General features: G+C 61.4%; 21 protein-coding genes. 10 read left to right on the forward strand and 11 right to left on the reverse strand.

Annotated elements, in window-relative coordinates:
• Positions 1-64 precede the first annotated feature (64 nt).
• The 10 genes from Q8X48_RS06250 to Q8X48_RS06295 all read left to right on the forward strand — a co-directional run bounded on the left by Q8X48_RS06250 (position 65) and on the right by Q8X48_RS06295 (position 7611).
• Positions 65-820, forward strand: a complete 756-nt coding sequence (locus tag Q8X48_RS06250) for a heme ABC transporter permease (RefSeq protein ID WP_007980756.1) — start codon at positions 65-67, stop codon at positions 818-820.
• Complete coding sequence (gene ccmD, locus Q8X48_RS06255) at positions 817-993, forward strand: heme exporter protein CcmD (protein WP_007980758.1); 177 nt, start codon at positions 817-819, stop codon at positions 991-993. The genes Q8X48_RS06250 and ccmD overlap by 4 nt, the downstream gene beginning before the upstream one ends.
• A complete protein-coding gene (gene ccmE, locus Q8X48_RS06260) occupies positions 990-1445 on the forward strand; it encodes a cytochrome c maturation protein CcmE (protein ID WP_007980760.1) in 456 nt (151 codons plus the stop codon). The genes ccmD and ccmE overlap by 4 nt, the downstream gene beginning before the upstream one ends.
• A 3-nt stretch (positions 1446-1448) precedes the next feature.
• Entirely contained in the window at positions 1449-3437 is a 1989-nt protein-coding gene (locus tag Q8X48_RS06265; protein WP_007980762.1) for a heme lyase CcmF/NrfE family subunit, read from the forward strand.
• Positions 3434-3970 (forward strand): DsbE family thiol:disulfide interchange protein, encoded by a 537-nt coding sequence (locus tag Q8X48_RS06270; protein WP_126046738.1) that lies wholly within the window; start codon positions 3434-3436, stop codon positions 3968-3970. Before Q8X48_RS06265 ends, Q8X48_RS06270 begins: the two co-directional genes overlap by 4 nt.
• On the forward strand, positions 3967-4440 hold the full coding sequence (locus Q8X48_RS06275) for a cytochrome c-type biogenesis protein (RefSeq protein WP_407799450.1): 474 nt from the start codon (positions 3967-3969) through the stop codon (positions 4438-4440). The genes Q8X48_RS06270 and Q8X48_RS06275 overlap by 4 nt, the downstream gene beginning before the upstream one ends.
• On the forward strand, positions 4433-5635 hold the full coding sequence (gene ccmI, locus Q8X48_RS06280) for a c-type cytochrome biogenesis protein CcmI (protein WP_217835971.1): 1203 nt from the start codon (positions 4433-4435) through the stop codon (positions 5633-5635). The genes Q8X48_RS06275 and ccmI overlap by 8 nt, the downstream gene beginning before the upstream one ends.
• Before the next feature lie 15 nt (positions 5636-5650).
• Positions 5651-6058 (forward strand): hypothetical protein, encoded by a 408-nt coding sequence (locus Q8X48_RS06285; protein ID WP_007980770.1) that lies wholly within the window; start codon positions 5651-5653, stop codon positions 6056-6058.
• 846 nt (positions 6059-6904) lie between these two features.
• A complete protein-coding gene (phnN, locus tag Q8X48_RS06290) occupies positions 6905-7471 on the forward strand; it encodes a phosphonate metabolism protein/1,5-bisphosphokinase (PRPP-forming) PhnN (protein WP_407799451.1) in 567 nt (188 codons plus the stop codon).
• Positions 7462-7611, forward strand: coding sequence for a hypothetical protein (locus Q8X48_RS06295; protein ID WP_158467558.1), 150 nt, complete (start codon positions 7462-7464; stop codon positions 7609-7611). The genes phnN and Q8X48_RS06295 overlap by 10 nt, the downstream gene beginning before the upstream one ends.
• Here Q8X48_RS06295 and Q8X48_RS06300 read toward each other — a convergent pair.
• The 11 genes from Q8X48_RS06300 to hyi all read right to left on the reverse strand — a co-directional run bounded on the left by Q8X48_RS06300 (position 7569) and on the right by hyi (position 18883).
• Positions 7569-8144 carry a PIN domain-containing protein gene (locus Q8X48_RS06300; RefSeq protein WP_407799453.1) on the reverse strand — a complete coding sequence of 192 codons (576 nt, stop codon included), beginning with the start codon at positions 8142-8144 and terminating at the stop codon, positions 7569-7571. The genes Q8X48_RS06295 and Q8X48_RS06300 overlap by 43 nt on opposite strands.
• Positions 8141-8608 carry a helix-turn-helix domain-containing protein gene (locus tag Q8X48_RS06305; RefSeq protein ID WP_095964055.1) on the reverse strand — a complete coding sequence of 156 codons (468 nt, stop codon included), beginning with the start codon at positions 8606-8608 and terminating at the stop codon, positions 8141-8143. Before Q8X48_RS06305 ends, Q8X48_RS06300 begins: the two co-directional genes overlap by 4 nt.
• An 82-nt stretch (positions 8609-8690) precedes the next feature.
• Entirely contained in the window at positions 8691-9578 is an 888-nt protein-coding gene (locus Q8X48_RS06310; protein WP_407799454.1) for a LysR family transcriptional regulator, read from the reverse strand.
• Positions 9579-9624: 46 nt separating this feature from the next.
• On the reverse strand, positions 9625-10830 hold the full coding sequence (locus tag Q8X48_RS06315) for an MFS transporter (protein ID WP_407799455.1): 1206 nt from the start codon (positions 10828-10830) through the stop codon (positions 9625-9627).
• 245 nt (positions 10831-11075) lie between these two features.
• Entirely contained in the window at positions 11076-12071 is a 996-nt protein-coding gene (locus tag Q8X48_RS06320) for a sulfate ABC transporter substrate-binding protein (protein ID WP_407799456.1), read from the reverse strand.
• A 180-nt stretch (positions 12072-12251) separates the two neighbouring features.
• Positions 12252-13076: an ion transporter gene (locus tag Q8X48_RS06325; RefSeq protein ID WP_218475314.1), complete on the reverse strand. Its 825-nt coding sequence runs from the start codon at positions 13074-13076 to the stop codon at positions 12252-12254.
• A 21-nt stretch (positions 13077-13097) separates the two neighbouring features.
• Positions 13098-14012 (reverse strand): urea transporter, encoded by a 915-nt coding sequence (locus tag Q8X48_RS06330; RefSeq protein WP_407799457.1) that lies wholly within the window; start codon positions 14010-14012, stop codon positions 13098-13100.
• A gap of 146 nt (positions 14013-14158) precedes the next feature.
• On the reverse strand, positions 14159-15574 hold the full coding sequence (gene pyk / locus Q8X48_RS06335) for a pyruvate kinase (RefSeq protein ID WP_407799458.1): 1416 nt from the start codon (positions 15572-15574) through the stop codon (positions 14159-14161).
• Positions 15564-16844 (reverse strand): glycerate kinase type-2 family protein, encoded by a 1281-nt coding sequence (locus Q8X48_RS06340; RefSeq protein ID WP_007971416.1) that lies wholly within the window; start codon positions 16842-16844, stop codon positions 15564-15566. The genes pyk and Q8X48_RS06340 overlap by 11 nt, the downstream gene beginning before the upstream one ends.
• A gap of 170 nt (positions 16845-17014) precedes the next feature.
• Complete coding sequence (locus Q8X48_RS06345; RefSeq protein ID WP_095963879.1) at positions 17015-17908, reverse strand: 2-hydroxy-3-oxopropionate reductase; 894 nt, start codon at positions 17906-17908, stop codon at positions 17015-17017.
• 192 nt (positions 17909-18100) lie between these two features.
• Positions 18101-18883, reverse strand: a complete 783-nt coding sequence (gene hyi, locus Q8X48_RS06350) for a hydroxypyruvate isomerase (protein WP_007971414.1) — start codon at positions 18881-18883, stop codon at positions 18101-18103.
• Between the last annotated feature and the right edge of the window lie 91 nt (positions 18884-18974).

Here is an 18974-nt window from a genome sequence, read left to right on the forward strand (position 1 = left end):
GTTAAAAAATGACCAGTAAAGGCCCTGGCTCTTCACAGTAAAGAGCAACCGTGATGGAAACAGTATGAACTGGACGTGGTTTCACAAGCTCGGCTCGCCCAAATGGTTTTACGGCATCAGCGGCAAAATGTTGCCCTGGCTGAGCGTTGCGGCGTTGCTGCTGATCAGCGTTGGCGTGGTCTGGGGCCTGGCCTTCGCGCCGCCGGACTACCAGCAGGGCAACAGCTTCCGCATCATCTATATCCACGTTCCGGCCGCCATGCTGGCGCAGTCCATCTATGTGATGCTGGCGGTGTGCGGCATCGTCGGGCTGGTGTGGAAGATGAAACTGGCCGACGTCGCCCTGCAGTGCGCGGCCCCCATCGGTGCGTGGATGACTGCCGTGGCGCTGGTCACCGGGGCGATCTGGGGCAAACCGACCTGGGGCTCGTGGTGGGTCTGGGATGCACGCCTGACGTCCATGCTTATCCTGCTGTTCCTGTACTTCGGTCTCATTGCGCTGGGCAACGCGATCAGCAATCGTGACAGCGCGGCCAAGGCCTGTGCGGTGCTGGCGATCGTCGGCGTGATCAACATCCCGATCATCAAGTACTCGGTGGAGTGGTGGAACACCCTGCACCAGGGCGCGACCTTCACCCTCACCGAAAAACCGGCAATGCCTGCCGAGATGTGGCTGCCATTGCTGCTGACGGCGCTGGGTTTCTACTGTTTCTTCGGCGCGGTGCTGTTGCTGCGCATGCGTCTTGAAGTGCTCAAGCGCGAAGCCCGGGCCAGTTGGGTCAAGGCCGAAGTGGAAAACAGCCTGGAGGTCGCTCGATGAGTTTTGCTTCATTCGGCGACTTCATCGCCATGGGTCATCATGGCCTGTATGTCTGGTCAGCCTATGGCATCTGCCTGGCGGTATTGGCCCTCAACGTGGCGGCGCCGATCCTGGCCCGCAAGCGGTATCTGCAACAAGAGGCGCGTCGTCTGCGCCGGGAGAACGGCAAGTGAATCCGCTGCGCAAAAAGCGTCTTATCATCATTCTCGCGATCCTGGTCGGGGTCGGCGCTGCCGTCGGCCTGGCCCTGAGCGCCCTGCAGCAGAACATCAACCTGTTTTACACACCGACCCAGATCGCCAACGGCGAAGCCCCCCATGACACGCGCATCCGTGCCGGTGGCATGGTCGAGGCCGGTTCCTTGCAGCGTTCTGGCGACTCGCTGGACGTGAAGTTCGTCGTCACCGACTTCAACAAATCCGTGACCATCACCTATCGCGGCATCCTTCCGGACCTGTTCCGCGAAGGGCAGGGCATCGTCGCCCTGGGCAAGCTCAATGCCGATGGCGTGGTGGTGGCCGATGAAGTGCTGGCCAAGCACGACGAGAAGTACATGCCGCCGGAAGTGACCAAGGCGTTGAAAGACAGCGGTCAATCGGCGCCAACGCCCGCGAAGGAGGGTTGATCCATGACATCCGGCATCTTTATTCCCGAGCTTGGCCATCTGGCGATGATCCTGGCCCTGTGCTTCGCCCTGGCCCAGGCCGTGGTGCCGCTGTTCGGTGCCTGGCGCGGTGACCGGCTGTGGATGAGCCTGGCCCAGCCGGCCGCGTGGGGGCAGTTCAGCTTTCTGCTGTTTGCCTTCGGTTGCCTGACCTACGCCTTCATGGTCGATGACTTCTCCGTGGCCTATGTGGCCAACAACTCCAACAGCGCCTTGCCGTGGTACTACAAGTTCAGTGCGGTGTGGGGTGCCCACGAGGGTTCCTTGCTGTTGTGGGCCTTGATTCTCGGTGGCTGGACCTTCGCGGTGTCGGTGTTCTCCCGGCAGTTGCCACAGGTCATGCTGGCCCGTGTGCTGGCGGTGATGGGCATGATCAGCACTGGTTTCCTGCTGTTCCTGATCATGACCTCCAATCCGTTCAAACGCATCCTGCCGCAAATGCCCAGCGACGGTGCCGACCTCAACCCCTTGCTGCAAGACATCGGCCTGATCGTGCACCCGCCGATGCTGTACATGGGCTACGTCGGTTTCTCGGTGGCCTTCGCCTTCGCCATCGCTGCGCTGATGGGCGGTCGCCTGGATGCCGCGTGGGCGCGCTGGTCGCGTCCGTGGACGATCGTGGCCTGGGCGTTCCTCGGCATCGGCATCACCCTCGGTTCGTGGTGGGCGTACTACGAACTCGGCTGGGGTGGCTGGTGGTTCTGGGACCCGGTGGAAAACGCCTCGTTCATGCCATGGCTGGTGGGTACCGCGCTGATTCACTCGCTGGCGGTCACGGAAAAACGTGGCGTGTTCAAGAGCTGGACGGTTTTGCTGGCCATCGCTGCGTTCTCGTTGAGCTTGCTGGGCACCTTCCTCGTGCGCTCCGGCGTGTTGACCTCGGTGCACGCCTTTGCCTCCGATCCGGAGCGCGGCGTGTTCATCCTGATTTTCCTGCTGTTCGTGGTCGGCGGTTCATTGACGTTGTTCGCCCTGCGCGCGCCGGTGGTCAAGAGCCAGGTCGGCTTCAACCTGTGGTCCCGGGAAACCCTGCTGCTGGGCAACAACCTGGTGCTGGTGGTGGCCGCCTCGATGATCCTGCTGGGCACCTTGTACCCACTGATTCTCGATGCCATGACCGGCGCCAAGCTGTCGGTCGGCCCGCCGTACTTCAACGCGCTGTTCATTCCGTTGATGGCGTTGTTGATGGTGGTGATGGCGGTCGGCGTGATCGTGCGCTGGAAAGACACCCCGGTGAAATGGCTGCTGAGCATGCTGACGCCGGTATTGCTCGGCAGTGCGGCCATGGCCGTGGTGGCTGGCGTCGCGTACGGGGACTTCAACTGGGCAGTGCTCGCGACCTTCATGCTTGCCGCCTGGGTGCTGTTGGCCGGTGCGCGTGACATTGTCGACAAGACCCGCCACAAAGGCCTGATCAAAGGCTTGCCCACCCTGACCCGCAGCTACTGGGGCATGCAGATCGCACACCTTGGTATTGCCGTGTGTGCGCTGGGTGTCGTGCTGTCGAGCCAGAACAGTGCCGAGCGCGACCTGCGCCTGGCGCCGGGCGAGTCCATGGACCTGGCCGGTTATCACTTCATCTTCGAAGGCGCCAAGCACTTCGAAGGCCCGAACTTCACGTCCGACAAGGGCACCGTCCGGGTGATCCGCAACGGCAAGGAAATCAGCGTGCTGCACCCGGAAAAACGCCTGTACACCGTGCAGAACTCGGTGATGACCGAAGCCGGCATCGACGCCGGTTTCACCCGCGACCTCTATGTCGCCCTAGGTGAACCGCTGGGTAACGGCGCCTGGGCTGTGCGCGTACACGTCAAGCCGTTCGTGCGCTGGATCTGGTTCGGTGGTTTGCTGACAGGTGCAGGTGGGTTGCTGGCGGCGCTGGATCGGCGTTATCGGGTCAAGGTCAAAAGCCGCGTGCGCGAAGCACTGGGCATGTCGGGAGCCACTGCATGAAGCGTTGGTTGATGTTGTTGCCACTGGCGATTTTTCTGGTGGTTGCCGTGTTTCTCTACCGTGGGTTGTACCTGGATCCGGCCGAGTTGCCTTCGGCCATGATCAACAAGCCGTTTCCGGAGTTTTCCCTGCCGTCGGTGCAGGGCGACAAGACCCTGACCCGTGCCGACATTCTGGGCAAGCCGGCGCTGGTCAACGTCTGGGGCACCTGGTGCATTTCCTGCCGGGTCGAGCACCCGGTGCTGAACAAGCTGGCCAAGCAGGGCGTGGTGATCTACGGCATCAACTACAAGGACGTCAACGCCGATGCCTTGAAGTGGCTGACGGACTTCCACAACCCGTATGTGCTGGACATCCGTGATGACGAAGGCTCGCTGGGCCTGAACCTCGGCGTGTACGGCGCGCCGGAAACCTTCTTCATCGACGCCAAGGGCATCATCCGTGACAAGTTCGTCGGTGTGATCGACGAGCAGGTCTGGCGCGAAAAACTGGCGGGCAAGTACCAGGCGCTGGTCGACGAGGCCAAGCCATGAAGCGCTGGATTGCTGCCGCTGTCCTGGGCTTGAGTATGGCCGGTGTGGCTCACGCGGCCATCGACACCTATGAGTTTGCCAAGGAAGGTGACCGCGAGCGTTTTCGCGAGCTGACCAAGGAGCTGCGTTGCCCCAAGTGCCAGAACCAGGACATTGCCGATTCCAACGCACCGATTGCCGCCGACCTGCGCAAAGAGATTTTCCGCATGATCGGCGAAGGCAAGGACAACCAGCAGATCATCGACTTCATGGTCGACCGCTACGGTGACTTCGTCCGCTACAAACCTGCGTTGAACGCCAAGACTGCCTTGCTCTGGTTCGGCCCCGCCGGCCTGTTGCTGGGGGGTGTCGTGATCATTGCGGTGATCGTCCGCCGTCGTCGCGTGCAACGCGCCGGCACCCCGGGCTCGCTGTCTGCCGAGGAGCGCTCGCGCCTCGACCACCTGTTGGATAAAACCAAGAATGATTGATTTCTGGCTCGCTGCAGGTCTGCTGCTTCTGGTTGCCCTGAGTTTTCTGTTGATCCCGGTTTTGCGCAGCCGTCGTGCCCAGCGTGAAGAGGATCGTACCGCCTTGAACGTCGCGCTTTATCAGGAGCGCGTGGCTGAGTTGCAGACTCAGCAGGAAGAGGGCGTGCTCGATGCGGCGCAAATGGACGCCGGTCGCGCCGAAGCCGCCCGTGAGTTGCTGGCGGACACCGAAGGCGTCGAAGCGCCGCGGGCGTCGCGACTGGGTAAACCCTTGCCGTTGCTGGCGGCCGTTCTGGTGCCGGTGCTGGGCCTGGGGCTGTACATGCATTACGGCGCCAGCGACAAGGTCGAACTGACCCGTGAATTCTCCCAGGCACCCAAGTCGATGGAAGAAATGACCCAACGCCTGGAGCGTGTGGTCGCCGCTCAACCGGATTCCGCCGAAGGCATGTACTTCCTCGGTCGTACCTACATGGCGCAGGATCGCCCGGCGGACGCAGCGAAGATGTTCGAGCGCACGGTGAACCTGGCCGGTCGTCAGCCCGAGCTGCTCGGTCAATGGGCCCAGGCCCAGTACTTCGCCGATGGCAAGAAGTGGTCGGACAAGGTCCAGGCCCTGACCGACGAAGCGCTCAAGGCCGATCCGAAAGAAGTCACCAGCCTCGGCCTGCTCGGCATTGCCGCGTTTGAAGGCGAGCGTTATCAGGACGCCATCGATTACTGGAATCGCCTGTTGGCGCAGTTGCCGCCGAACGACCCGTCCCGGGAGGCGCTGCAAGGCGGGATCACCCGGGCCACGGAGAAACTGGTGGCCAGTGGTGGCAAGGTTGCGCAAGCACCGGCGGCCAAGACCGCGGCGTTGCTCAAGGTCAGCGTCGATCTGGCTGCGGAGCTCAAAACCAAGGTCCAGCCGGGCGACAGCGTGTTCATCTTCGCCCGCGCTGTCTCCGGTCCGCCGGCCCCGCTGGCGGTCAAGCGCATGACCGTGGCCGACCTGCCGGTGACCGTCGAGCTGAGCGATGCCGACGCGATGATGCCGCAATTGAAACTGTCGAACTTCCCTGAAGTCCAACTGGTTGCGCGCATTTCCCGTGCCGGCAAACCGACCGCCGGCGAGTGGATTGGTCGCAGCCAGCCTTTGGCCAGCAGCACCACCGCGCCGCAAACACTGACCATCGACAGTCCGGACAAATAACAGGAAAACGCTACCATGACCGCTATCGCTCGTATTGCCCTGCTCAGCGTCGTTTTGGGGTTAAGCGCTTGTGCGGTCCAGCGACCACCGGAGCAAACGGCTCCGCCGCCGATTCCGCGGTCGCAGCCCAGCCCCACGCCATCGACGTCGCCGGTACCGAGCAAGCCGTCTGTTCCGGTAAAACCCTCCAAGCCGCTGCCGCGCACGTCCGCCAGCTTTGCGCCACCACCGGGGGGCAATAGCCATTGGGATCCGAAGCTTGGGGTTTATGTGCTTGATGATCAGCCCAATACCTTTTATCGCCAGCGTACCTATTACCGCTGGGATAATGGCTGGAGCCGGTCGATCAGTCCGAAAGGGCCTTGGGAGGAGACTGATATTCACGGTGTACCGGGTGGGCTGGGACGGCAGTTCGGGCAGTGAGGCACCAGGGCGACTTTCGGGTCGCCTTTTTTGTGCCTGCTGAAATGTGATTGCCGGGCCAATGTTGAACCCCTGTGGGAGCGGGCTTGCTCGCGAAGGCGGCCTGACAGCCGACCTGTCTTTGTTGACTGTGTACATATCCGTTTCTTCGGTAACGGCGGCTTATGGTTTCGCCCTGACGGCGACTCCCTTTTTTACAAGCGCCTAAAAAAGGAAGCAAAAAACGCTCGCCCCTTACGTACGGCCCCTCGCTGAGGCTCGGGGTACCTTCGCTGCGGTATTCATCCGGGGACATTGCCCTCCGGTCGGCTTCGCTTCGACCTACATGCAATGAGTTCGACTGCGTCGAACGGCGCTGCGCGCCCATCCCCGGATGAACACCTCCGCTCAGCCTGCCGAGGGGGCGGGTGGATCAAGATCAAGAGCGGCAGGCGAGCTAACGCTCGGCCTGTTGAGTGGTGAAGAGCGTTTGTGTACGCCGACCCACTGTGGGGGCAAACCTGCTCTTCGGCTAAATGCACTCCCCCTGTAGGAGCTGCCGCAGGCTGCGATCTTCTGATCTTGATCTTCCGCGTCTTCGACATTGTCAAAAATCAAAGTCCAAGGTTGCAGGGTATGACTCACCCACATAGGTAACAAAACAGTTCAAGCACATAGGTAACAGTTTTTAACCGGCACTGGTCGAACACCCTGAGCCTATACCGTGATCGGGTGGAAAACCTGCTGGTGCAACGGGTGCAGGTGATGGATCATTCGCCAGGCCAGCGGGCTGATCGGGTGCAAGCGCCGTCAGGATGGTTTGCCGGTGGTCCAGCAAGTGTGGCGACAAATGAAGAGGATGGTTTGATGGCGGGCAGGTTGATCTATCTCATCGGGCCTTCAGGTTCGGGCAAGGACAGCCTGCTGGATGCCGCACGAACGCGGTTGGCCGAACGCGGCTGTCGTATCGTGAGGCGGGTCATTACCCGCTCGGCCGAAGCCGTGGGTGAGGCGGCGCTGGGTGTCAGTGCGCAGCAGTTTGCAGATATGGAAGCTCAGGGCGCGTTTGCCCTGAGCTGGCACGCCAATGGGTTGTCCTATGGCATCCCGCGGGAAATCGACGATTGGCTGGCCGCTGGCGAGGACGTGCTGGTCAATGGCTCTCGGGGGCATTTGCAGAGCACGCGCCTGCGCTATCCAGACGTGTTGGTGCTGTTGTTGACTGTGGATCAAACGGTACTGCGCCATCGCTTGCTGGCGCGCGGACGAGAATCGTTGATCGAGATCGATCAGCGTCTGGCGCGCAATGCGCGATTCAGCGAGCGGCTGCTGGCCGACGACCCGGCCGTACTCCTGCTCGACAACTCCGGGCCGCTGGAGTCCACGGTCGAACACTTGCTGGCCTGTATTGACGAGCAATCCCCATGTGCCTGACGTTGCAGTGCATCGTCGAGTTGCAGCCGAAGCCGCTGGTGTTGACCCGTGTCGGGCACACCCTGGATGCGTGGTTGATAGAGCATCGTGGTGATTTTCAAAGCATTGCCCGGAAACTGTTCAATGCCTTGACCGACTGAACCAGGCCTTGACGTAACAATAGATCGAGATAAGTGTCAGTGTTCATCGGTGGGGCCTTCAGTTGCTTGCGCTGTCGTTGTGCCGCGGCGACCACTGCTGCCGGATCCAGGTCGAAAAGGTCATTGACGAATTCGTCGGGGTGCTGGGCCTCGATGCCATAAGGTTGCAACGCGGTGCGGGGGAAGTCTTTCTGGTTGAAGGTGACAATGACGCTGGCGTTGCAACGAATGGCAGCCGCCAGGACATGTCGGTCATCCGCGTCGGGCAGCGTCAGTGCTTGTATCAAAGCTTCGTACCCCGACACGCAGGCGTCGGGAATCGCCAGATCCATTAGCTCGCAGGTGCGATTCAATTGCGTGGCGTTGAGATCCGGGCGGTTTTTCAGCAGATTGCGTTTCCATTCATCGTGTATTGCCACTGACCATTTCGCCCTGAAAAGCCCGGAGAGCGCTAGCCACATCAGAAAGTCTCGCAAGGGCGCGGGGTAAAGCACGCAAGCGTCATATACAGCGGTAAATGAAGAGTGCCTCACTCGTATCCTGTCCTTAACGCCTGTGCCTGCTCGGCGAGAAGCATCATTGCCTGCTCGCTGGCGGTGTCGCGCCGGTTTTTATAGTCCATCAAGTCGGCAAAACGCACACGTCGGTGCTTGCCGGTTTTGTGGTAGGACAGTTCGCCGGATTCGAGCAGTTTGATCAGGTGTGGACGTGAGACATTGAGCAGGTCTGCCGCTTCTTGCGTAGTCAGTTCAGCGTGAACCGGAACTACTTTCACAGCGTTACCGGCCGCGAGTTCCGCCAGAATATCGACTAGCAAACGGAGCGCCGAGGTGGGCAGTTCGATGTTATGCGCTTCGTTCTGCTCATCGAATATCTGGATGTGCTGAGTTTCGAACCGGGTGGCGAGATAGGCAGCCAGGGTGCGTTGCCCCTCGATCGCGGCCTGTATTTCGTGTTTTGCGGGCAAATTGATTGGCGGATGAATGACGGTCGACATGACGGCTTCCAATTTCAGAATAATCGATTTCAACAGGCTATTCGAATTAATCGAAAATCGCAATAAACGAAACGCCTGGCTTTCAAACCTCGTTCTTCAACAACCCCTGCACATACTCCACAAACGCCCGAGCCTTGGCGCTGGCCATCCTGCCTGTAGGGAACACAGCCCACAGGTCCTGGTTCGGCACTGCCCAGTCCTTCATCACTTCCCGGACCGAACCGTCGGCCAGTTCCGGCGCGAACATCCATTGCGAGGCCATGGTCAGTCCTTGATGGGCCAGCACGGCTTCACGCAGGCCTTCGGCGGCGTTGACACGGATGCGGCCGCTGACGGTCACCGATCGCTCCTCGCCGGCCTTGTTGAACTGCCAACTGGCACCGTCACCGAGGGTGTAGACGATTGCCTGATGCTTGCACAGGTCGGCGGGGCAGGTGGGGGCGTCGTGTTTTTCGAAGTACGCCGGTGTACCCAGTACCATGCGCCGGCATTCGGCGATCTTGCACGCAGTCAGGCCCGAGTCGCTCAGCGCGCCCATGCGCAGGGCGATATCGACGCCTTCTTCCACCAGATTGACATTGCGATCGTCGAGCATCAGGTCGATGTTCAGCTCCGGGTGTTGCTCCAGGAAGGGCCCCAGGTGCGGAACGATGTGCAGCCGGCCGAAGGTGACCGCCGCGCAGATACGCAGGTTGCCACTCAGCCCGCTGGCGCAACCCCGTGCGGCGTTGTCGGCCTCGTCGGCTTCTTCGATGGCACGCTTGGCCCGCTCGAAAAAGGCCAGCCCGGCTTCGGTGGGCGTCAGGCCGCGAGTCGAGCGCAGCAACAATCGCACTGCCAGACGTGATTCGAGTTGCGCGATGGTTTTCGACACGGCCGGCTGGCCGATGTTCAGGCGTCGTGCCGCGGCGGAAAACGAGCCGGTTTCCACCACGTAGACGAAGGTTTCCATTGCGCCGAGGCGGTCCATTGAGGGTCCTTGTGCAAAATCTAGAGGATGTCGCAAGTCAACGGTTTCAAGCCGTCGCCAACGATGCCTTTGGTGAAACACTCAAGAACCGCAACAACGCCAGCAGCGGAAATGCACTACCGACGATCACGATCCACAACCAGCCGCCCTGTTCGTACACTGCGCTGGCCACCGAAGAACCGAAGGCGCCGCCGATGAAGATGCTGGTCATGTACAGCGCATTCAGGCGGCTGCGGCTTTTGCCGTCGAGGGCGTACACCGCACGCTGGCCGAGGACCATGTTCATCTGTACGCAGAAGTCCAGCACCACACCGGTCACGGCCAGGCCGATGACGCTGTAGGCCGGATGGATGAACGCCGGCATAAAACTCAGGCTGGCGAACAGCAGGGCCAGCAACGACGCGATGCGGGTGTGGCCGGCATCGGCCAGGCGTCCGGCGATCGGGGCGGCGATGGCGCCGATGGCCCCGACCAGGGCGAAAATCGCGATTTCGCTTTGCGACAAACCGTGATTGCGCGCCAACTCCAGCGGTACGGCGGTCCAGAACAGGCTGAAAGTGGCAAACATGCAGCCCTGGTAAAACGCCCGCTGACGCAGCACCGGTTGCTTGCGCAGCAGCGTCCACAGCGAGCCCAGCAACTGGCCATAGGAGGCGCTGTGATCAGGCTCACGCTTGGGAATGGTCATGGCCAGCACGATGCTGATGGCCGCCATCAACACCGCGGCAATCACAAACATCGCGCGCCACCCGAAGTGGTCGGCCACCACGCTGGACACCGGCCGGGCCAGCAGAATGCCGAGCAGCAAACCGCCCATGATCCCGCCCACCACACGGCCACGGGTTTCCTCCGGCGCCAGGTGTGCGGCCAGTGGAATCAGGATCTGCACCGAAACCGAGCTGAACCCCACCAACAGTGAAATCAGCAGGAACACGTTCGGCTGATCGGTGAACGCCGCACCCAGCAGGCTGGCAATCGCCACCAGGGTGGTGATGATCATCAACCGGCGGTTCTCCAGCAGATCCCCCAGCGGCACCAGGAAAAACAGCCCCAGCGCATAGCCGATCTGAGTCAGGGAAACGATCAGGCTGGCCATGGTGTTGGTCAGGCCGATGTCCGGGGCGATCAGGCCGATGATCGGCTGGGCGTAGTAGATGTTGGCGACAATGGCGCCGCAGCAGAAGGCGAACAGCAGCACCATGCTTCGGGTCATTGTCGTGGTGCCGCGGGGCGCCTGGGTCGCTGGGTTCATAACGGGTCTCGCTGTACGGAAAGGAATGCGCGCAGGCTAACGGGCTGACTGAAACGGCGGAAGCGGGATTGGAGTGATAGCTATCATTCCATTGCGGAATGACTGGCGGACGCGTGTGTCGTCCGCCGAATGGCCTTGACTGTAGGAGCGAGCCTGCTCGCGATGGAGTCACGGTCAACGCGTTTATTCAGAAAAAACGCATTATCGTTGACGTCCATCGCGAGCAAGCTCGCTCCTACAGGTGTTTATTGCGCATAAATCTGGTCGAAAATCCCGCCATCGTTGAAGTGGGTCTTCTGCACGGTACGCCAGTCACCGAAGGTCTTCTCGACGGACAGGAAGTCCACTTTCGGGAAACGGTCGGTGTACTTGGCCAGCACGGCCGGGTCACGCGGGCGCAGGTAATTGGCGGCAGCGATCTCCTGGCCTTGCGGCGACCACAGGTACTTCAGGTATTCCTCGGCGGCGGCGCGGGTGCCTTTCTTGTCGACGGTTTTATCGACCACCGACACCGGTGGCTCGGCTTCGGCGGAAACGCTAGGGTAGATGACTTCGAACTGATCACGGCCGAACTCGCGGGCGATCATTTCCGCTTCGTTCTCGAAGGTCACCAGCACGTCGCCGATCTGGTTGGTCATGAAGGTGGTGGTGGCGGCGCGGCCACCGGTATCGAGTACCGGCGCTTGCTTGAACAGCTTGCCGACGAAGTCTTTGGCCTTGTTCTCGTCACCGCCGTTTTTCAGCACGTAGCCCCAGGCCGACAGGTAGGTGTAGCGACCGTTCCCCGAAGTCTTCGGGTTCGGCACGATGACTTGCACGCCATCCTTGAGCAGGTCCGGCCAGTCTTTCAGGGCTTTCGGGTTGCCCTTGCGCACGATGAACACGGTGGCCGAGGTGAACGGCGCGCTGTTGTTCGGCAGGCGCGTGACCCAGTTCTCCGGAACCAGTTTGCCGTTGTCCGCCAGGGCATTGATGTCGGTGGCCATGTTCATGGTGATGACATCCGCCGGCAGACCGTCGATCACCGAGCGCGCCTGTTTGCTGGAGCCGCCGAAGGACATCTGCAGGGTGATGTTTTCGTTGTGCTCGGCTTGCCAGTGTTTCTGGAACGCAGTGTTGTAGTCCTTGTAGAAATCGCGCATCACGTCGTAGGAAACGTTGAGCAGCGTCGGTGCAGCCTGGGCGATGTTGCCCAGGGCCAGGCCAGCGGCGAGAAGTGAGGCGCCAAAGAGTTTTTTCACTGCGAATTCCCTGTTCTATGTAGGAGCTGCCGAAGGCTGCGATCTTTTGATCTTGCTTTTAAAAAACGAAAAATCAAAAGATCGCAGCCTGCGGCAGCTCCTACGGGTTATTTGTTGGTTTTAAAGCACGCGACTATAGCCGGGGTCGTTTAGTCCTTTAAAGATTAAAAAGCTCTTTGCTTATTCCAGTTTTTTGAACAGTGCATTGCCGCAACGGGAGCAGAATGCAGCACCGTGTTCGTGGCTGTTTTTCTTGCACACCGGACAGTCGTGTTGAAGCTGATCGCCGCGCATGGCGTTGGCCAGTTCAGCAGTGAAAATCCCGGTTGGCACGGCGATGATCGAGTAACCGGTGATCATCACCAGCGACGAAACAACCTGGCCCAGCGGCGTCTTTGGCACGATGTCGCCGAAGCCCACGGTGGTCAGTGTCACGATAGCCCAATAGATGCCTTTGGGAATGCTGGTGAAGCCGTGTTCCGGGCCTTCGATCACATACATCAGCGTGCCGAATACCGTCACCAGCGTGCAGACGCTGACCAGGAACACCACGATTTTCTGCTTGCTGCCGCGCAGCGCCGACATCAGGTAGTTGGCTTGCTTGAGATAAGGGCTGAGCTTGAGTACGCGGAAAATCCGCAGCATGCGGATGATCCGGATAATCAGCAGATACTGCGCATCGGCGTAATACAGCGCGAGGATGCCGGGCACGATGGCCAGCAGGTCCACCAGTCCGTAAAAGCTGAAGGCGTAGCGCAGGGGTTTGGGCGAGCAGTACAGGCGCAGGATGTATTCGCCGAGGAAGATCACCGTGAAGCCCCACTCGATATAGGCGAGTACATCGGCGTAGTTGCGGTGAATGCTGTCGATGCTGTCGAGCATCACGATCACCAGGCTGGCGAGGATGATCAACAGCAGGATGCCGTCGAAGCGCCGGCCCGCCTGGGTGTCGGTCTGGAAAATCATGACGTAAAGATCTTCACGCCAGTGTTTGTTGCTGTCCATGGATAACGCCTGACTCGATGATCAGCGCAGCCTAGGTTGATTCTCCCCGGTAGCGCAAGGCGCGCTTTCGACCCGGGCTTTGCCGAGCATCTGAACAACCGTGCGGATCAGCCAGCAGCCAAGAATGAACGGCGCGGTCAGCGTGGGCAGACCAATGGCGGCAAACACCGGCGTCAGCAACAGCGCCAGGCCGATGCCAACCAGCGGCAGCCACGGTTGGCGACGCTGCGAGCTGAAGGCGAGGGCGGCGAGTACGGCGTTGTAGCCGCCGAGACCCAGCAGTGCGGTGTAGAAGTCGTGCTGCAGCAGGCTCCAGCCCATGCCCGCGACAGACGCCAACAACGCCCAGCAGAAGGCGCGGCGATCAGCGATCAGCAAACCGGCGGCAATCATCGCACCGGCCAGCGGATGACCGAGGAACATCACCTGGCCGATGCCTATGAAAGGGGCGGCGAGCATGTTCAGGGTGCTGACCTCGATCAAGTGCGCCTCTGTCGAGGGCGTGGCGAAGCACAGCAACACCCAGCTCAGCACCACGAATGGCGTGGTGTAGGCGGGGAGGTATTGGCTGAGGCGGACGCGCTTGAGCCACTGCTGGGTGAACATCGCGCTCAGGCCACCGGCGGCCAGAATCAGCGGCGGCATCATCGCCGACCAGGGGAAGTACAGGCTCAGCAACAGACCGAGCAGAACGCCGTTGTAGCTGAACAACCCGGCCTGACGGTCAGCCTTGGCGTAGTTGCGACGTTGCGCGGTGAACAACCCGGCGACACCGCCGAGCAAGGCGCCGCCCAGCAAGGCGGGCGCAGTGAACAAAATGGCCAACAGACACAGCAGGCCGCACAGCGGATTACGCTGGAGAAAGATCTGGCTGAAGCCGTTGAGCAAGGCTTCGGCCCAGTCGGGGCAGTGGGTGTTGAAGTGATTGGCAGGCATGGCAGTTCTGAAAGTCAATGAAACCGAGTTGCCTGCATCGCGAGCAAGCTCGCTCCCACATTGAGTCTTTGCTCAGTCATTGTATTTGTGCCGTACACAAATCAACTGTGGGAGCGAGCTTGCTCGCGATGAGGCCGGTATGGGCGCTAGATCAATGTCTCGATACGCAGAGAGTTAGTCGATCCCGGCTGCCCAAAGGGCACACCGGCGGTGATCAATAAGGTGTCGCCACGCTGCGCCATGCCTTGGGCCTGGGCGATCTCCAGCGCTGTGGAGCAGACTTCATCGACCTGGCGCAGGCGATCGTTGACCACCGAGTGCACACCCCACGCCACGCTCAGGCGACGGGCGGTCTGCAGGTTCGGCGTCAGGTTGAGGATCGGCACGGTCGGCCGCTCCCGCGCCGCACGCAGGCTCGACGCGCCGGATTCGCTGTAATTGACCAGCACCGCCACCGGCAGCACGTTGCTGATACGGCGAATGGCGCAGCTGATCGCGTCGGAAACGGTGGCTTCGGCTTTCGGTCGGCTGACGTCGAGTTGAGTCTGGTAGTCCGGACCGTTTTCCACCTGGCGGATGATCTTGCTCATCATCTGCACGGCTTCGAGCGGGTATTCGCCGGACGCGGTTTCCGCCGACAGCATCACCGCATCCGCACCTTCGGCCACGGCGTTGGCGACGTCTGTGACTTCGGCGCGGGTGGGCGCCGGCGAGAAGCGCATCGACTCCAGCATCTGCGTGGCCACCACCACCGGTTTGCCGAGCTGGCGGCAGGTGCTGATGATGTTCTTCTGGATCTGCGGCACGCTTTCGGCCGGCACTTCCACGCCCAGGTCACCGCGGGCGACCATGATCGCATCACTCAATTCGGCGATTTCGCGCAGTTGTTCGACCGCCGAGGGCTTCTCGATCTTGGCCATCAGGAAGGCCTTGTCGCCGATCAGGCTGCGGGCTTCGCGGATGTCGTCCGGACGTTGCACGAACGACAGTGCCACCCAGTCCACGCCCAGCTCCAGACCGAAGGTCAAGTCGCGGCGATCCTTGGCGGTCAGCGGGCTCAGGTCGAGCACCGCTTGCGGCACGTTCACGCCTTTGCGGTCCGACAGTTCGCCGCCATTGAGCACGGTGGTGTCGATGGCGTCGGCGTACTTGGTCACGACCCGCAGGCGCAACTTGCCGTCGTCCAGCAGCAGGTCCATGCCCGGCTCCAGCGCGGCGATGATTTCCGGGTGGGGCAGGTTGCCCCGGCGCTCATCACCCGGCGTGGCATCGAGGTCCAGGCGCAGGGCCTGGCCGCGTACCAGTTGCACCTTGCCTTCGGCGAATTTGCCAACCCGCAGTTTCGGGCCTTGAAGGTCCATCAGAATGCCCAATGGATAATTCAGTTGGCGCTCGACTTCACGAATCCACTGGAAACGCTGGGCGTGGTCGGCGTGATCGCCATGGCTGAAGTTCAGGCGGAAGATGTTGACCCCGGCCAGCACCAGCTCACGGATGTCGTCGATGCCGTCGATGGCCGGGCCGAGCGTAGCGAGGATTTTGACCTTTTTGTCAGGCGTCATGTTTAGTGCTCTCAAGGATCAGAATGGCGCGGAAGTCGTTGACGTTGGTTCGGGTCGGCTCGGTGACGATCAGGGCGTCGAGTGCCTCGAAGTAGCCGTAACCGTTGTTGTTGTCCAACTCGTCGCTGGCGCTCAGGCCCTTTGCGGCGGCGCGGGCGTAGCTGTCCGGGGTCATGATTGCGCCGGCGTTGTCTTCCGAGCCGTCGATGCCGTCGGTGTCACCGGCCAGTGCGTAGACGCCGGGCAGGCCTTTGAGGCTGTCGGTCAGGCTCAGCAGGAACTCGGCGTTGCGCCCGCCACGGCCATTGCCGCGCACGGTGACGGTGGTTTCACCGCCCGAGAGAATCACGCAGGGCGCCGCCAGTGGCTGACCGTGCAGGACGATCTGTCGCGCGATGCCGGCGTGGACCTTCGCCACCTCGCGGGATTCGCCTTCGAGGTCGCCGAGGATCAGCGGACTGAACCCGGCCTGACGGCATTTCACTGCCGCCGCTTCAAGGGATTGCTGCGGACGGGCGATCAATTGGAAGTGACTGCGTGCCAGGCTCGGGTCGCCGGGTTTAACGGTTTCCGATTCGGGGCTTTGCAGCCAGGTGCGCACCGAGGCCGGAACCTCGATGGCATAACGCTTGAGGATCGCCAGGGCTTCGGCCGAGGTGCTCGGGTCGGCCACGGTAGGGCCAGAGGCGATGACCGTGGCGAGGTCGCCCGGTACATCGGAAATCGCATAGGTGTAGACAGTGGCCGGCCAGCAGGCTTTGCCCAGGCGGCCGCCCTTGATCGCCGAGAGGTGCTTGCGCACGCAGTTCATCTCGCCGATGGTCGCGCCGGACTTGAGCAGGGCTTTGTTGATCGACTGCTTGTCGGCCAGGGTGATGCCTTCGGCCGGCAGTGCCAGCAGGGCAGAGCCACCACCGGAGAGCAGGAAGATCACGCGGTCGGATTCGTTGAGGTCGCTGACCAGTTCCAGCACACGCTTGGCCACGGCCAGGCCGGCGGCGTCCGGTACCGGGTGCGCGGCTTCGACCACTTCGATTTTTTCGCAAGGTGCGCCGTGACCGTAACGGGTCACCACCAGGCCTGACACTTCACCCTGCCAGCAGCGCTCGACCACCTGTGCCATGGCGGCTGCGGCTTTGCCGGCGCCGATGACAATGACGCGACCGCTGCGGTCGGCAGGCAGATGGGCTTCGAGGACTTGTTGCGGATGCGCCGCGTCGATGGCTGTGGCAAACAGCTCGCGCAGCAATTGTTGCGGATCGACCGACATGGCGGGCTCCCGGAATTCTTGTTATTGGGATAAGACGACAGCAGGTGTTGCGACACGGTCCTGTGGGAGCTGGCTTGCCAGCGATTCAGGCGCCGCGGTCATTCAGGAAAACCGCATCGATGCCATCGCGGGCAAGCCCGCTCCCACAGGGAGCGAGCCAGAGGCGCAGATTATTTTTTGTCGCGAATCGAGAAGTTCGCCATGTGTTCCAGGCCCTTGATCAGCGCCGAGTGGTCCCAGTTGCTGCCACCGATGGCCGCGCAGGTGCTGAACACTTGCTGGGTGTTGGCGGTGTTCGGCAGGTTGATGTTCAGTTCCTTGGCGCCTTGCAGGGCCAGGTTCAGGTCCTTCTGGTGCAGGCTGATGCGGAAGCCTGGATCGAAGGTGCCCTTGATCATGCGCTCGCCGTGCACTTCGAGGATCTTCGAGGAAGCGAAACCGCCCATCAGTGCTTCACGCACCTTGGCTGGGTCGGCACCGTTTTTCGAAGCGAACAGCAGGGCTTCGGCCACCGCCTGGATGTTCAGGGCCACGATGATCTGGTTGGCCACCTTGGCGGTTTGACCGTCGCCGTTGCCACCGACCAGAGTGATGTTCTTGCCCATGGCCTGGAACAGCGGCAGGGCGCGTTCGAAGGCGTCGGCATCGCCGCCGACCATGATGCTCAGGGTCGCCGCCTTGGCGCCGACTTCACCACCGGACACCGGAGCGTCGAGGTATTGCGCGCCTTTTTCGTTGATCTTCGCGGCGAAAGCCTTGGTGGCGGTCGGCGAGATCGAGCTCATGTCGATCACCACTTTGCCTTTGCCAACACCGGCGGCAATGCCATCGGCGCGGAACAGCACGTCGTCGACCTGCGGGGTATCCGGCACCATGACGATGATGAACTCGGCTTCCTGGGCGACTTCTTTCGGGTTCGCCAGAGCAACGGCGCCAGCGGCGACCAGGTCGGCAGGGGCGGCGTCGTGGTGCGCCGACAGGAACAGGCTGTGACCGGCTTTCTGCAGGTTCAACGCCATTGGGTGGCCCATGATGCCGGTGCCGATAAATCCGATTTTAGCCATGAGAAGATCCTCTTGTTTTTGTGTTGCTCCCGGTTTTGGGCCGATGAGCTCTTTGTGGCGAGGGGGCTTGCCCCCGTTGGGTCGCGAAGCGGCCCCAATTGTTTTCGTCAGTTGAGGCGCGGGTGCAGCGCTACGACTGCTTCGCAGCCGAACGGGGGCAAGCCCCCTCGCCACAAGGGCACAACTTCAATCTCAGATTGCGTTATGGGTTTTGAGCCAGCCCAGGCCCGCTTCGGTGGTGGTCAGCGGCTTGTATTCGCAACCGACCCAGCCCTGATACCCGATGCGGTCCAGGTGTTCGAACAGGAAGCGGTAGTTGATTTCACCGGTGCCTGGTTCGTTGCGCCCCGGGTTGTCCGCGAGCTGCACATGGTTGATCTCGCCCAGGTGCGATTGCAGGGTGCGGGCCAGGTCGCCTTCCATGATTTGCATGTGGTAGATGTCGTATTGCAGGAACAGGTTGGCGCTGCCGACCTGCTCGCGAATCGACAGGGCTTGCGCCGTGTTGTTCAGATAGAAACCTGGAATGTCACGGGTGTTGATCGCTTCCATCACCAGCTTGATGCCCGCCGCTTGCAGCTTGTCGGCCGCGTACTTGAGGTTGGCGACGAAGGTTTTCTCCACGGTGGCATCGTCAAAGCCCTGCGGCCGGATACCGGCCAGGCAGTTGACCTGTGTGTTGCCCAGCACTTGCGCGTAGGCGATGGCCAGATCGACACCGGCACGGAACTCCTCAACCCGGTCCGGCAGGCACGCGATACCGCGCTCGCCCTTGGCCCAGTCACCGGCCGGCAGATTGAACAGCACTTGAGTCAGACCGTTGGCGTCGAGCTTGGCCTTGATTTCGGCGGAGCTGAAGTCGTACGGGAACAGGTACTCGACACCACTGAAGCCGGCTTTGGCGGCCGCTTCGAAACGGGCAAGAAAGTCCTGTTCGGTGAACAGCATGGACAGGTTGGCTGCGAAACGCGGCATGGTGGTCTCCCGTATATGTATGAAGTCCCTTGTGGGAGCGGGCTTGCTCGCGAAGGCGGAGTGTCAGTCGACATCAATGGTGAATGTCAGA

This window comes from Pseudomonas sp. QLc11A, from assembly GCF_052112305.1.
Lineage (GTDB): Bacteria > Pseudomonadota > Gammaproteobacteria > Pseudomonadales > Pseudomonadaceae > Aquipseudomonas > Aquipseudomonas laurylsulfatiphila.